Genomic DNA, 13,212 nt, shown 5'->3' with positions numbered 1-13,212 from the left:
GGGCTCGGGGGCCGTCGCCATGTGCCCGCGATGTGGTCCACACCACTTGGAACGACGGATTCCTTTGTGCCGCAACGGCGTGCTAAGAATGGTCTAAACCACCAGTGGTGTAGACCAAGGCGCAGCCCAAGGTAGCCCAAAGGTGTGGACCTAAGTTCGATCAAGGGTAGACCAAGCGGGCCGTCCCCCTCTCCCGAGTGCCCGCCTCACCAGGAGGAATCCGATGAGTTCGGCCACTGCCGCGAAGGCGGCCCCCGCAAAGAAGCGGGGCTCGGGCCTGTTCCAGGGCCTGCAGAAGATCGGCCGCAGCCTCCAGCTGCCGATCGCCGTCCTGCCCGCCGCGGGCATCCTCAACCGTCTCGGCCAGCCCGATGTCTTCGGCGACAAGGGCCTGGGCTGGACGAACGTCAGCAAGGTCTTCATGGCGGCCGGCGGCGCGGTCTTCGACAACCTGCCGATGCTGTTCTGCATAGGTGTGGCCATCGGCTTCGCGAAGAAGGCCGACGGCTCGACGGCGCTGGCCGCCCTGGTCGGATTCCTGGTCTACAGCAATGTCCTCAAGGCGTTCCCGGTCACCGAGGGCCATATCGAGAAGGGCAAGTGGGTCGAGCCGGTCGTCAACAACCCCGGCGTCCTCGGCGGCATCATCATGGGTCTGCTGGCCGCGACCCTGTGGCAGCGCTACCACCGCAAGAAGCTGGTGGACTGGCTGGGCTTCTTCAACGGCCGCCGGCTCGTCCCGATCATCATGGCCTTCGTCGGCACCGCGGTCGGCGTGCTCTTCCTGCTGGTCTGGGAGCCCGTCGGCAACGCCGTCACCGGCTTCGGCGAGTGGATGACCGGCCTGGGCTCGGCCGGTGCCGGCCTGTTCGGCCTGATCAACCGCGCGCTGCTGCCGATCGGTATGCACCAGTTCGTCAACGTCGTCTCGTGGTTCCAGCTCGGTGACTTCACCGACGCGGCCGGCAAGGTCGCGCACGGCGACATCGGCCGCTTCTTCGCCGGCGACCCGAGCGCCGGGCAGTTCATGTCCGGCTTCTTCCCGATCATGATGTTCGGTCTGCCGGCCGCAGCCCTGGCCATCGCGCACACCGCCCGCCCCGAGCGCCGCAAGGCGGTCCTGGGCATGATGATCTCGCTGGCCCTGACCTCCTTCGTCTGCGGTATCACCGAGCCGATCGAGTTCTCGTTCATGTTCATCGCCCCGGTGCTGTACGCGATCCACGCGGTGCTCACCGCCGCCTCGATGGCGCTGACCTGGGCGCTGGGCGTCCACGACGGCTTCACCTTCTCCGCGGGTGCCATCGACTACGTGCTGAACTGGAACCTCGCCACCAAGCCCTGGATGATCATCCCGATCGGGCTGGCCTTCGCGGCGGTCTACTACGTGCTCTTCCGCTTCGCGATCACCAAGTTCAACCTCACCACCCCGGGCCGGGAGCCCGAGGAGGAGATCGAGGACCTCACCAAGGCGTAACCCCCGCCCCATGCAGCAGGGCCCCGGAACCGGCAGTCGGTTCCGGGGCCCTGCCGCTGTCCGCGGTCCGCCGTGCGGCGGCGGCCACTCAGATCTCGTACGCCGTGCCCGCCGCGGCGACCTCGACCGGGCCGTCGTAGACCTTCTGCGCATCGCGGATGTTGATCTCCGGGTCGGTCCACGGCGGGATGTGGGTCAGCACCAGCCGGCCGGCGCCGGCCCGGCGGGCATGTTCGCCGGCCTCGCGGCCGTTGAGGTGCAGATCGGGGATGTCCTCCTTGCCGTGCGTGAAGGACGCCTCGCACAGGAAGAGGTCGGTGCCCGCGGCGAGGGTGTCCAGCGCCTGGCAGGGACCGGTGTCGCCGGAGTACGTCAACGACCGGCCGTCGTGCTCGATGCGGAAGCCGAACGCCTCGACGGGGTGGCGGACGCGTTCGGTGCGGATGGTGAACGGCCCGATGGTCTGCGTGCCGGGCGTGAGCGTGCGGAAGTCGAAGACCTCGCTCATCGCCCCGTCATAGGGCAGATCGGCGTGCGCCACGGTGAGCCGGCGTTCGGTGCCGGCCGGGCCGTAGACCGGCAGCGGTGCGCAACGGCCGCCGTCGGGGCGGTAGTAGCGCACGACGAAATAGCCGCACAGGTCGATGCAGTGGTCCGCGTGCAGATGCGACAGGAGTATGGCGTCCAGGTCGTACAGACCGATGTGGCGCTGCATCTCGCCCAGGGCGCCGTTGCCCATGTCGATGAGCAGCCTGAAGCCGTCGGCCTCCAGGAGGTAGCTCGAACAGGCCGATTCCGTGGAGGGGAACGACCCCGAGCATCCGACGACGGTGAGCTTCATGCGGGCGTGAACCTCCGTGGGCGCGGGCTGCGGATAGGGGTCTCCCCTGCCCGTGGCGCCCCCCGGCGAGGTCGAGAGCTCGGGGGAGGTGGTGAAGGCTCGGGGAAGGGTCCGGGCGGGTGTCTCGGCGGGTCGTTGCCGGTCTGTGCCAGCTCGTGGATGGGCTGTGCGGTGCCCCCGAGCGTAAGGCGCAAAAGGTCGCGTGACGCCCAGGGCGGGGCGAGCTGTGGGCGGAATCACCAGTCCGGGTGGGGGCTTACGTCTGGGTTTCTCCGGTCTTCGAACCCGCGCACGGCACCGAACGCCGCGGGCCCCCACCGCCGCGGCGCTCGGCCGTGGCGACGGGGGCCCGTAAGGACGTGGCTACGCCCAGAGCTGTCCGTGCAGCGTGGCGATGGCGGCCTCGGTGGACTCGGCGGTGTAGACGCCCGTCGAGAGGTACTTCCAGCCGCCGTCGGCGACCACGAAGGCGATGTCGGCGGGCTGCCCGGCCTTGACCGCCTTCCGGCCGACGCCGATCGCGGCGTGCAGGGCGGCGCCGGTGGAGATGCCCGCGAAGATGCCTTCCTCGGCGAGGAGTTCGCGGGTGCGGCGGACCGCGTCCTCGGAGCCGACCGAGAAGCGGGTGGTCAGGACGGACTCGTCGTAGAGCTCGGGGATGAAGCCCTCGTCGAGGTTGCGCAGGCCGTAGACGACGTCGTCGTAGCGGGGTTCGGCGGCGACGATCTGGACGCCGGGGACCTGCTCGCGCAGATAGCGGCCGACGCCCATCAGGGTGCCGGTGGTGCCCAGGCCGGCGACGAAGTGCGTGATGGAGGGCAGGTCGGCGAGGATCTCGGGGCCGGTGGTGGCGTAGTGCGCGCCGGCGTTGTCGGGGTTGCCGTACTGGTAGAGCATCACCCAGTCGGGGTGCTCGGCGGCCAGTTCCTTGGCGACGCGTACGGCGGTGTTGGAGCCGCCGGCCGCGGGCGAGGAGATGATCTCGGCGCCCCACATGGCCAGCAGTTCGCGGCGCTCGGAGGAGGTGTTCTCCGGCATGACGCACACCATGCGGTAGCCCTTGAGCTTGGCCGCCATGGCGAGCGAGATGCCGGTGTTGCCGCTGGTGGGCTCAAGGATGGTGCAGCCGGGGGTGAGCCGGCCGTCCTTCTCGGCCTGTTCGATCATGTGCAGCGCGGGCCGGTCCTTGACCGAGCCCGTGGGGTTGCGGTCCTCCAGCTTGGCCCAGATGCGGACCTCGTCGGAGGGGGAAAGGCGCGGCAGGCGGACGAGAGGGGTGTTCCCGACCGCCGCCAGCGGGGAGTCGTACCGCACGGCTCAGGCCATTCCGCCGGCCACGGCCGGGAGGATCGTGACGCTGTCGCCGTCGGCCAGCTTGGTGGAGATGCCCTCCAGGAAACGCACGTCCTCGTCGTTGAGGTAGACGTTCACGAAGCGGCGCAGCTGCTCGCCTTCGACCAGGCGCTCGCGGATGCCGGTGTGCCGGGTCTCCAGGTCGGTGAAGAGGTCGGCGAGGGTGGCGCCGCTGCCCTCGACAGCCTTCTCGCCGTCGGTGTAGGTGCGCAGGATGGTGGGGATTCGGACCTCGATGGCCATGGGAGTGCTCCTGTGGGAGTGAGGCGGGGCGGGTGCGTCCCGTCTGCGGCGCGGGGGCCGGGCGGGGGCGTCGGGTGACGCGGAGGTGCGGGGTGCGGAGCGGAGCGCGCCGCGGGATCGGTGATCGGGGTCTCCCCTGCTCGAACGAAGCTGAGAGCTCGGGGACCTGATCAGGCGGCGGCGCAGCGCGGACAGATGGCGCTGGACAGGCGGCACAGGTCGACGTGCAGGCGGGCGGCTCCGCAGCCGAACGCGCCCAGCAGGGCAGATGCGGAGCGACGCGTGGCGAGCGGAGCGAGCAGCAGCATGCCCGGCCTCTTCTCGCTCACGTCGTGGTCAACCATGCGGTCATCGTATCGATTCCCGGTCCGGGGATCGGAACCTCGTCCCATGATGCGGACGGGCGGTGTACACCAGGTGGGACGCGATCTTTTGGGCGCCCCTCGCGCGGTCAGGCGTATGCGGCCACGACCTCGACGTCTTCCTCGGTGACCACGCCGTCGACGATCCGGAAGGACCGGAACTGGAAGGGACCGGCGTCGTCGGTGTCGGCGGTGGATACCAGGACATAGTGGGCGCCGGGCTCGTTGGCGTACGAGATGTCCGTACGGGAGGGGTAGCCCTCGGTGGCGGTGTGCGAGTGGTAGATGATCACCGGTTCCTCGTCCCGGTCGTCCATCTCGCGGTAGAGCTTGAGCAGGTCGGAGGAGTCGAACTCGTAGAAGGTGGGCGAGCGGGCGGCGTTCAGCATCGGGATGAACCGCTCGGCCCGGCCGCTGCCGGCCGGTCCCGCGACCACGCCGCAGGCCTCGTCGGGGTGGTCCTGGCGGGCGTGCTCGACGATCTGGTCGTAGAGGGCCTTGGTGAGGGTCAGCATGGCGCCAAGGATAAGCAAGGGGCCCGTACGTACCGAAGGGTGGTACGTACGGGCCCACATGCTGGACGGATGGGGCGGCCCGGCCCCTTTTCGGGGTGGCCCGGCCCGCCTCCGGGGTGGCTCAGTCCTGCTTGGCGAGGGCCGCGGCCGCCGATTCCCGACGCTTGATGGCCAGGTAGCCGACGCCCAGGATGGCCGCCCACACCGGGGCCGCGTACAGCGAGATCCGGGCGTCCGGGTCGAGGCCCATCATCACGATCACCATGCCGATGAAGGCCAGCGCGAAGACCGAGGTGTAGGGGCTGCCGGGCGCCTTGAACTCCGACTGCGGAAGTTCGCCGCGGTCGGCCTTGGCGCGGTAGCGCAGCTGGGAGAGGAGGATGACGATCCAGGCCCACATACCGGAGATGGTGGCGAAGGAGACGACGTAGTTGAACGCCTCTCCGGGCGCCACGTAGTTGATCCAGACGCCGAACAGCATCATGCCGACCGAGACGCCGGTGCCCCAGGTGGGCAGGCCGTTCTTGCTGAGCCGGGTGAAGAACTTCGGGCCCTGGCCGTTGAGCGCGAGGTCGCGCAGCATGCGGCCGGTGGAGTACATACCGGAGTTCGCCGAGGAGAGCGCGGCGGTCAGCACGACGAAGTTGACGATGCCCGCGCCGGCCGGCAGGCCGATCTGCTGGAAGGCGGCGACGAAGGGGCTGACGCCCGGCTTGAAGACCGTCCAGCTGACGACGGACAGGATGATGATGAGCGCGCCGATGTAGAAGAGGCCGATCCGCCACGGCACGGTGTTGATCGCCTTGGGCAGGACCTTCTTCGGGTTGGTCGCCTCGCCCGCGGTGACGCCGACGAGTTCGACGGCGAGGAAGGCGAACATCACGATCTGGAGCGTCATCAGCGTGCCGCCGATGCCCTTGGGGAAGAAGCCGCCGTGGGACCAGAGATTGGCGAAGGACGCGGTGTCACCGGCGTTGGAGAAACCGAGCGTGATGACGCCGAGGCCGATGAGGATCATGCCGATGATCGCGGTGACCTTGACCATCGAGAACCAGAATTCCAGCTCACCGAAGATCTTGACGGAAATCAGGTTGATACCGAAGAGCGCACAGGTGAAGACGAGTGCCGAGACCCATTGCGGTATGTCCTTGTTCCAGTACTGGACGTAGGTGGCCGCGGCGGTCACTTCGGTAATGCCGGTGACGACCCAGAAGAGCCAGTAGGTCCAGCCGGTCACAAAGCCGACGAACGGGCCGAGGAATTCGCGTCCGTACTCGGAGAAGGAGCCGGAAACGGGCCGGTACATGAGCAGTTCGCCCAGGGCCCGCATGATGAAGAAGATGACCATGCCGACGAGGGCATAGGCCAGAATAATGCTCGGACCGGCCATGGAAATGGCCTTGCCCGCGCCCAGGAACAGACCGGTACCAATGGCACCGCCAATGGCGATCATCTGGATCTGGCGGTTTCCCAGACCCCGCTGGTAGCCCTCTTCGGAGGCGTCTCCAGCGGCCTCGTTGCCGTCGTGTTGCTTTTCGACCTGCACTGAGGTCATGAGTGGTGCGCCTTTCTCCATTCCGACCCGGTCTGTCCGGGTCGGGTCCCGACCCCCCGGATGGAGTTCCTGTACGCCGACGGTCGGCCGGCTCAGCGCTCCCGCGGTGACAGGGGTGGCGTCACACACGGCAGGTCGTGAAGATTTATCACGGTGTTTACGAGATCAACTACTGGCGTCGTGAGCCGGGCCACAGGGAAAATAGGACAAAGGGCGAAAATGGCGGCGGAACACACCGGTGCGGTGACGCGATCGTTATCCGGATTTGAGCCTCCGCTGAGCGAACACTCCGGGCGGTTCGCCCCGGTATCTCCCCGCGAGGACCCGGCGAGACGACAAGGGCCCGTCCGGCTCCCCGGACAGGCTCTCGGCGCGAAATCCTCAAGCCCCGCCGCTCACTCAGCCCATCAGCGATTCGACGAGCGTCTCCTGTAGTCCGCCCAGCCACAGATACGCCATCACCATCGGCTTGCGCGGGTCGGTGTCCGGCAGCCGCAGCAGCTCGCCGCCGTCCTCCTCGTCGGTGACCTCCAGGCGGGTGCCGATGGCGAGCCGCAGGTCGTTGAGGGCGCCGACCCACTGGCGACACTCGTCGGACGTCAGGCGCAGCACCGCGCCCTGGTCGATACCGGGGCTGAGTGCGTCCAGCGCACGGACCAGCGCGAGGGCGTCCTGGCGCTTGCGGGCGCGCAGATCGTTCTCGGTGTAGCGGCGGAATTCGGCGGACGCGGCGCGTACGTCGTCGTCCGGGACGAGGTCGGGGCCGCCGTAGGCGTCGGGGAAGAGGCGGGCCAGGACCGGGTCGGCGGGCGGTTCGCTGGGGCCGTCGTTGAAGAGGTCGGCGAGCGGGTCCTTGGCCTCGGCCTCGTCCCCCGTTTCCTCGTCACCCGGACCGAGCAGCTCCATGAGCTGGACGGCGAGGCTGCGCAGGATGGAGATCTCGACCTCGTCGAGGGCGACCGCGGCGCCCCCCTCGGGCAGGGGCTCGAAGTGGCCGGCCATCAGCGGTCCTGCTGAAGGGTGGCCCACAGGCCGTAGCCGTGCATGGCCTGCACGTCGCGCTCCATTTCCTCGCGGCTGCCGCTGGAGACGACCGCGCGGCCCTTGTGGTGGACGTCGAGCATCAGCTGATGGGCCTTGTCCTTGGAGTAACCGAAGTACGTCTGGAAGACGTAGGAGACATAGCTCATGAGGTTCACGGGGTCGTTGTGGACGATCGTTACCCATGGAACATCGGGTTCGGGGACCTCGAACGGTGCCTCGCTCGACTCGGGACGCTCGATCTCCACTGGAACACTCACACGCCCCATGCTGCCACCCGGGGGCGGGCGACGCACAAACGCCCCTCGCGCGGGCCGCGTCGGGGGGTCGGCGGTGCACCCGACCGGAAATCGTCAAAGTGACGAGTATCGGAGGTAGCATCGCTGTTATGAACACAGCAGACCTGGGGCTGCCGGTGGCCGTGCCGTCGACTGCGCTCTTCACCGACCAGTACGAACTCACCATGCTGCAAGCCGCGTTGCGCTCGGGCACCGCGGACCGGCGCTCCGTCTTCGAGGTCTTCACCCGCCGGCTGCCCGAGGGCCGCCGCTACGGCGTGGTCGCCGGCACCGGGCGGGTCCTGGACGCGGTGGAGAACTTCCGGTTCGACGAGACCATCCTCGGCTTCCTGCGGGCCCGCGGCATCCTGGACGAGCCGACGCTCGCCTGGCTGGCCGACTACCGCTTCCGCGGCGACATCTGGGGCTATCCGGAGGGCGAGGTCTACTTCCCCGGCTCGCCGATCATGCGGGTCGAGGGCACCTTCGCCGAGGCGGTCCTGCTGGAGACGGTGATCCTCTCGATCCTCAACCACGATTCGGCGGTGGCCGCGGCGGCCTCGCGGATGGCGGTGGCGGCCGGCGACCGGCCGCTGATGGAGATGGGCGCCCGGCGCACCCACGAGCTGTCGGCGGTGGCCGCGGCCCGCGCCGCGTACGTCGGCGGCTTCCACACCACCTCCGACCTGGCGGCCGGATTCCGCTACAACATCCCCACCGTGGGCACCAGCGCCCACGCCTTCACCCTGCTGCACGACACCGAGCGCGACGCCTTCACCGCCCAGGTCGACACCCTGGGCGGCGGCACCACGCTCCTGGTGGACACCTTCGACGTCACCGAGGCGGTGCGCACCGCCGTGGAGGTGGCCGGGCCGGGCCTGGGCGCCGTCCGCATCGACTCCGGCGATCTGCTGCTGATAGCCCACCGGGTGCGTCAGCAGCTGGACGAGCTGGGCGCCGAGAAGACCAAGATCGTGGTGACCAGCGACCTGGACGAGTACGCCATCGCCTCGCTCGCCGCCGCCCCGGTGGATGCGTACGGCGTCGGCACCCAGCTGGTGACCGGCAGCGGGCATCCGACCTGCTCGATGGTCTACAAGCTGGTCGCCCGCGCCGACAGGGAGGCGCCCGGTGCGCCGCTGCGGCCGGTGGCGAAGAAGTCGATGGGCGGCAAGCTCTCGGTGGGCGGCCGCAAGTGGGCGGCGCGGCGGCCGGACGAGGACGGTGTGGCCGAGGCCGAGGTGGTGGGGACCGGGCCGGTGCCCGAGGAACTGGCCGGGCGGCAGCTGCTGGTGCCGCTGGTGCGCGGCGGCGAGGTGGTGGCGCGCGAACCGCTGGACGCGGCCCGCAGCCGTCATATCGCGGCCCGCGCCGCGCTGCCGCTCTCGGCGACCCAGCTCTCGCGCGGCGAGCCGGTGCTGCCCACCGAGTACTTGTGAGGCCGTGAGGCGGGCCGGCCGGTGCGCTCACGAGGGCCCACGCCGGCCCTTCGGACAGGCCCCGGCCGCACCCCTCCCGCAATCGGCATCCAGTGGCTACCCTCGGTCACACCAGCACTCCGCGCCCCTCCCCCGTTCCCAGCCGGAAGGCACGCACCATGCACCGGGCATTGATCGTCGTCGATGTGCAGAACGACTTCTGTGAGGGCGGCAGCCTCGCGGTGGCGGGGGGTGCGGAGGTCGCGGCGGCCATCACGGATCTGGTGGGCCAGGCGGCCGGCGGCTGCTACCGCCATGTCGTGGCCACCCGGGACCACCACATCGACCCCGGCGACCATTTCTCCGCCTCCCCCGATTACGTGCACAGCTGGCCGGTGCACTGTGTGGCGGGCACCGAGGGCGGCAGCTTCCACCCGAATTTCGCGCCGGCGGTCGCCTCGGGCGCGGTGGACGCGGTCTTCGACAAGGGCGAGTACGCGGCGGCGTACAGCGGTTTCGAGGGCGTGGACGAGAACGGCGTCCCGCTGGCGCAGTGGCTGCACGAGCGGCAGGTCACCGAGGTGGACGTGGTCGGTATCGCCACCGACCACTGCATCCGCGCCACCGCGCTGGACGCACTGCGCGCGGGGCTGCGCACCCATGTCCTGCTGGATCTGACCGCGGGCGTGGCGCCCGGGACCACCGAGCGGGCGCTGGAGGAGCTGCGGGCGGCGGGCGCGGAGCTGACCGGCAAGCCGGTGCTGGCCGGCGGCTGAGCCGCCCCCTGGGGGCGGCTCAGCCGTCTTCTCGTCGTCACGCCCCGGGCGCTTACACCCCCGAGCGGCTGAAGGCGCCCGCCCGGCCGGGGAACGACACCGGGAGCGGGACCAGGTCCGGGGCGGCCGTGGCCGTATCGGGGGCCGGGACCGTGTCGGGCACGGCGGCCGGGGCCCGCAGCAGGGCCCGTATCGGGCGCCAGGACTCGGTGTCGTCGCACGGGGCCTCGCGCCAGACGAGGCCGTCGGGGTGGTGGAGCACGGCCGTGATCTCGTCCGGGGTCGGCGGCTCGGAATTGCCGCGCAGGAAGACGGCCCGCAGGCCGTGGTTGCGCAGCCTGGTCAGGGCGCGCTGGCGGTTGGCGGCGTGGACCAGGACCCGGACCCGGCAGCCGCAGTCGTAGGGCCCAAGGCTGGCGCCGTGGGGTGGTCTGGGCAGTGAGAGGGCGACCACCACGCTTCCGCCAGGAAGCCTGATGTAGCCGCCGCAGGTCATCGTCATATCTCCCCCGTGAGACTTCGCGTCAACAAGGAACTCGTAAGACGCATCTAACGCGAATCGGCCGCCGCCCGCTAGGGGCGACGGCCGAGACACATTCTGACCTGCAACTTTATCTTTTACTTACCTGCGGGACCCACGCGAAGCCGCACCCAGGAGCCGTCCTCGCCCTCGCTGGTGATCTTGATCCGGGTGTTGGTGTCAGGAACGATCACCCCGCCGGTGGGGTTGTCGCCGTCGTAGTAGACGCCGTTGTGATCGTCGAAGACCCGCACCCCGCGCTGCGACTTGATCTTCGTCTCCGTGCCGTCCCTGTGGAGGGTCAGGGCGTCGGTCCGGGAGCGGGTGAAGGTCGAGTCGTAGGACTGGAAGCGGTTGCGCATCAGCGTGCCGTCGGCCCACCGCTCGGCCTTGGGGTGCGCGTCGACGGGGAGGATCTGGCCGTGGCCGGGGTGCTTGCCGACGTTGTTGTCCGGCTGCGAGGTGTCCCAGAGCCAGATCAGTACGCCGTTCTGGTACGGGAAGTGCTCCACCCAGCCCGGCTTGGCGGTGGTCCAGCCGAAGTTGTACGGGCCGACCTTGAGGGTCTTGTCGTACGACACGTACTGGCGGTTCTCGACGATGTAGTACTGCGGATAGTCCTTGGTGAAGGACGCGCCGATACGCGAGAAGCCCTTGCTCGTCCAGCCGTTGTCGCCGCCCTCGGCGTCGTCGTGGAACAGCTGCTTGCCGTCGGCGCTCACGCCGATCGCATCGGCCGCGAAGCCCTTGAGGGCGGAGCCGCCGTCGGTCTGGTAGCGGAAGCGCAGGTCGATCTTCTTGCCGGCGTAGGCGTCCAGCGGGTAGACGAGGTCCTGGTAGGCAGCGACGGTGCCGGTCAGGGCGGGTTTGTCGCTGCCGTCGCGCGGGAGCGCCTTGCCGTTCGCGGTGCCGTCCAGGGACGTCCAGTTGGCGCCGCCGTCGGTGGAGACCTCGGCGTAGAGGAAGTCGTAGTCCTTCTCGATGTCCCACCACCCCTTGAGGTTCAGGGACGCCGTCTTCTTGCCGGTGAGGTCCACGGAGCGGGTCAGGGTGTTCTTCAGGTCGTTGCCCATCCCGCTCCACCACTGCTTCGCGCCGTCGGCGGGCGGGACGATGTCGGTCGTCACCGCCTTGGCGGGCAGATCGACGACCACCGCCTGCTTGTGCCGGGTCTGGCGTTCGGCGACGCCCAGGACATGGGTCGACTTGGTGGCGGCCTTGGCCTTGTCGTAGTCGAGCCAGCCCAGCTGGAGCTTGTCCCAGGCGCTCATGTCGCCGGGCAGATCGCCGATGGTGTTCTTGCCGGTGCCCAGCCAGGAGCCGCCCGACATCAGCGACCAGAAGTCCACCGAGGATTCGCCGGTGCCGGTGGTGTCGTACTCGTCCGGCAGGCCCAGGTCGTGGCCGTATTCATGGGCGAAGACGCCGAGGCCGCCGTTCTCCGGCTGCATGGTGTAGTCGCCGACCCAGATGCCGGTGTCCCCGATCTGGGTGCCGCCCGCCTTGTTGCCCGCCGGGCCGGCCTTACCGGCGTCGGTGCCATAGGCGTACCAGCGGTGCGCCCACAGGGCGTTGGTCTTCTGGACGCCGCCGCCCGCGGACTCGTCCTCGCCGGCGTGCACGATCTGGAAGTGGTCGATATAGCCGTCGGGCTCGTTGAAGTTGCCGTCGCCGTCGTGGTCGTAGCGGTCCCACTGGTCGTACTGCGCCAGATCGGCCTTGATCTGGGCGTCGGTGCGGCCCTTGGCCTTCTGGTCCTTGGTCCACTGGTTGACGGCGTCGCGGATCAGGTCCCAGGCGTTGGCGCAGTTGGTCTGGCCGCAGTAGTTGGAGCCGTAGCGGGCCTCGTTCGAGTCGACGCGGACCCAGTCGGAGACCTCACCGTTGACCGAGTAGCGGCCCGAGGACTGCTTCTCGTAGTACTTGGCCAGCGACTGCTTCTTCTTGGCGTGCGAGAAGTAGAGGTCCTGGTAGTGCTGCCGGTCGAAGTCCTTCTGCCAGGCCGTGCTGTTGTTCTTCGTACGGTCCGGCTCGGCTATCCGGTTGTGCGCCGGGCCGGGGTCGCCGCCGTACTTCTTGACCGGGGGCTTGGGGCCGTCGCCGTCCGGGTCGTACATCGTGGTGTCGTCGACCTTGTCCCCGAAGTCGACGAGGATGGTGAAGATCTTGTCGGTCTTCTTCCGGGCCGTTTCGACGTACTGGCCCCGGGCGAGCTGGACGACCTGCGAGCCGCCGCGCTCGGTCGGCCGTGCCCGGCCCGAGAGGACCCGATCGAGCGCCTCCCGGCGGCGGGCCGCCTGCTTGTCGGTGAACGGGCCCTTGAGGTTGTGGTTCACGGCCCGCTCGGGGGCCGGGTCATGGCTGCCGGCGGCGGGCCGGGGTGCCTGGGTGCCGGCGCTGGCCACCCCCGGCGACAAAGCGGCCGCCCCGATCGCGGCGATCGCCGTGGCCAGGGCGGCCGGTCTCAACACCCCTGGTCTGCCTCTTCTTTGACGCTGGCCTCTCACTTGACGCTGCCCTCCCGTACGAGCGGTCACTGGTCACTGTTCGACGGCATTCGACCGGAAGCGCGGCGAAAAAGACAGATCTTGACGTACTCATTGTGGGCGAAGTACGTTATCCGGCCCGCGAGTTACGGCTATCGAACGTTCCGTGCCCGTCTTCCGGCCCGGCCCCGGCCCTCGCGCACGGGCGCCGTCGCATATGCCTTCCGGACATGCGCCCCCTCCCCAACAGGCCCGATTCCGCTCCTCGCACACCCCTTTCACGCCTCGGACGGCTCCGTGCGCCCCCTGTGCTCCGGAACCGTGGGTTAGGTCACGCTTACCTGCCG

12 protein-coding genes and 1 pseudogene are annotated in these 13,212 nt (G+C 69.3%); 3 read left to right on the top strand and 10 right to left on the bottom strand.

Going from position 1 to position 13,212, the window contains the following annotated elements; genetic code table 11:
• Positions 1 to 223: 223 nt before the first annotated feature.
• The gene (locus SNA_RS05440; protein ID WP_030072290.1) at positions 224 to 1,477 is read left to right on the top strand and encodes a PTS transporter subunit EIIC; all 1,254 of its coding nucleotides are present in this window, start codon (positions 224 to 226) and stop codon (positions 1,475 to 1,477) included.
• A gap of 88 nt (positions 1,478 to 1,565) precedes the next feature.
• Here SNA_RS05440 and SNA_RS05435 read toward each other — a convergent pair whose 3' ends face one another.
• The 8 genes from SNA_RS05435 to clpS form a co-directional block, all read right to left on the bottom strand.
• Positions 1,566 to 2,318, bottom strand: coding sequence for an MBL fold metallo-hydrolase (locus SNA_RS05435; RefSeq protein WP_030072292.1), 753 nt, complete (start codon positions 2,316 to 2,318; stop codon positions 1,566 to 1,568).
• A gap of 363 nt (positions 2,319 to 2,681) precedes the next feature.
• Positions 2,682 to 3,632 carry a PLP-dependent cysteine synthase family protein gene (locus SNA_RS05430; RefSeq protein ID WP_044363549.1) on the bottom strand — a complete coding sequence of 317 codons (951 nt, stop codon included), beginning with the start codon at positions 3,630 to 3,632 and terminating at the stop codon, positions 2,682 to 2,684.
• A 3-nt stretch (positions 3,633 to 3,635) separates the two neighbouring features.
• Complete coding sequence (locus SNA_RS05425) at positions 3,636 to 3,914, bottom strand: MoaD/ThiS family protein (RefSeq protein ID WP_030072297.1); 279 nt, start codon at positions 3,912 to 3,914, stop codon at positions 3,636 to 3,638.
• 170 nt (positions 3,915 to 4,084) lie between these two features.
• Positions 4,085 to 4,258 (bottom strand): putative leader peptide, encoded by a 174-nt coding sequence (locus SNA_RS39175; protein ID WP_107426016.1) that lies wholly within the window; start codon positions 4,256 to 4,258, stop codon positions 4,085 to 4,087.
• A gap of 107 nt (positions 4,259 to 4,365) precedes the next feature.
• The gene (locus tag SNA_RS05420) at positions 4,366 to 4,791 is read right to left on the bottom strand and encodes a M67 family metallopeptidase (RefSeq protein ID WP_030072299.1); all 426 of its coding nucleotides are present in this window, start codon (positions 4,789 to 4,791) and stop codon (positions 4,366 to 4,368) included.
• A gap of 121 nt (positions 4,792 to 4,912) precedes the next feature.
• A complete protein-coding gene (locus SNA_RS05415) occupies positions 4,913 to 6,346 on the bottom strand; it encodes an amino acid permease (protein WP_030072301.1) in 1,434 nt (477 codons plus the stop codon).
• A gap of 399 nt (positions 6,347 to 6,745) precedes the next feature.
• The gene (locus SNA_RS05410; protein WP_044363547.1) at positions 6,746 to 7,348 is read right to left on the bottom strand and encodes a DUF2017 domain-containing protein; all 603 of its coding nucleotides are present in this window, start codon (positions 7,346 to 7,348) and stop codon (positions 6,746 to 6,748) included.
• A complete protein-coding gene (gene clpS, locus SNA_RS05405) occupies positions 7,348 to 7,656 on the bottom strand; it encodes an ATP-dependent Clp protease adapter ClpS (RefSeq protein ID WP_030072305.1) in 309 nt (102 codons plus the stop codon). Before clpS ends, SNA_RS05410 begins: the two co-directional genes overlap by 1 nt.
• Positions 7,657 to 7,775: 119 nt before the next feature.
• Between clpS and SNA_RS05400 the strand changes: the two genes are divergently transcribed.
• Together SNA_RS05400 and SNA_RS05395 are read left to right on the top strand one after the other, a co-directional pair.
• On the top strand, positions 7,776 to 9,104 hold the full coding sequence (locus tag SNA_RS05400) for a nicotinate phosphoribosyltransferase (RefSeq protein ID WP_044363545.1): 1,329 nt from the start codon (positions 7,776 to 7,778) through the stop codon (positions 9,102 to 9,104).
• 158 nt (positions 9,105 to 9,262) lie between these two features.
• Entirely contained in the window at positions 9,263 to 9,859 is a 597-nt protein-coding gene (locus tag SNA_RS05395) for an isochorismatase family protein (RefSeq protein WP_044363543.1), read from the top strand.
• 163 nt (positions 9,860 to 10,022) lie between these two features.
• On the opposite strand, the pseudogene SNA_RS05390 reads toward SNA_RS05395, so the two are convergent.
• Positions 10,023 to 10,355: pseudogene (locus SNA_RS05390) on the bottom strand (hypothetical protein); the annotation flags it as partial.
• Positions 10,356 to 10,477: 122 nt separating this feature from the next.
• Positions 10,478 to 12,850, bottom strand: coding sequence for an immune inhibitor A domain-containing protein (locus tag SNA_RS05385; RefSeq protein ID WP_420823456.1), 2,373 nt, complete (start codon positions 12,848 to 12,850; stop codon positions 10,478 to 10,480).
• Positions 12,851 to 13,212: the final 362 nt, after the last annotated feature.

The sequence above is a fragment of the Streptomyces natalensis ATCC 27448 genome (assembly GCF_000935125.1).
Lineage (GTDB): Bacteria > Actinomycetota > Actinomycetes > Streptomycetales > Streptomycetaceae > Streptomyces > Streptomyces natalensis.
Note: the sequence above shows the minus strand (reverse complement) of the source record. Positions and strands in the feature narration are given on the sequence as shown.

Bases quoted from the DNA above. Each gene is read 5' to 3' on its own strand.
- SNA_RS05420 (WP_030072299.1), bottom strand. From the start codon at position 4,791: ATGCTGACCCTCACCAAGGCCCTCTACGACCAGATCGTCGAGCACGCC.
- SNA_RS05435 (WP_030072292.1), bottom strand. From the start codon at position 2,318: ATGAAGCTCACCGTCGTCGGATGCTCGGGGTCGTTCCCCTCCACGGAA.
- SNA_RS05440 (WP_030072290.1), top strand. From the start codon at position 224: ATGAGTTCGGCCACTGCCGCGAAGGCGGCCCCCGCAAAGAAGCGGGGC.
- SNA_RS05395 (WP_044363543.1), top strand. From the start codon at position 9,263: ATGCACCGGGCATTGATCGTCGTCGATGTGCAGAACGACTTCTGTGAG.
- SNA_RS05410 (WP_044363547.1), bottom strand. From the start codon at position 7,348: ATGGCCGGCCACTTCGAGCCCCTGCCCGAGGGGGGCGCCGCGGTCGCC.
- SNA_RS39175 (WP_107426016.1), bottom strand. From the start codon at position 4,258: ATGGTTGACCACGACGTGAGCGAGAAGAGGCCGGGCATGCTGCTGCTC.
- clpS (WP_030072305.1), bottom strand. From the start codon at position 7,656: ATGGGGCGTGTGAGTGTTCCAGTGGAGATCGAGCGTCCCGAGTCGAGC.
- SNA_RS05425 (WP_030072297.1), bottom strand. From the start codon at position 3,914: ATGGCCATCGAGGTCCGAATCCCCACCATCCTGCGCACCTACACCGAC.
- SNA_RS05415 (WP_030072301.1), bottom strand. From the start codon at position 6,346: ATGACCTCAGTGCAGGTCGAAAAGCAACACGACGGCAACGAGGCCGCT.
- SNA_RS05400 (WP_044363545.1), top strand. From the start codon at position 7,776: ATGAACACAGCAGACCTGGGGCTGCCGGTGGCCGTGCCGTCGACTGCG.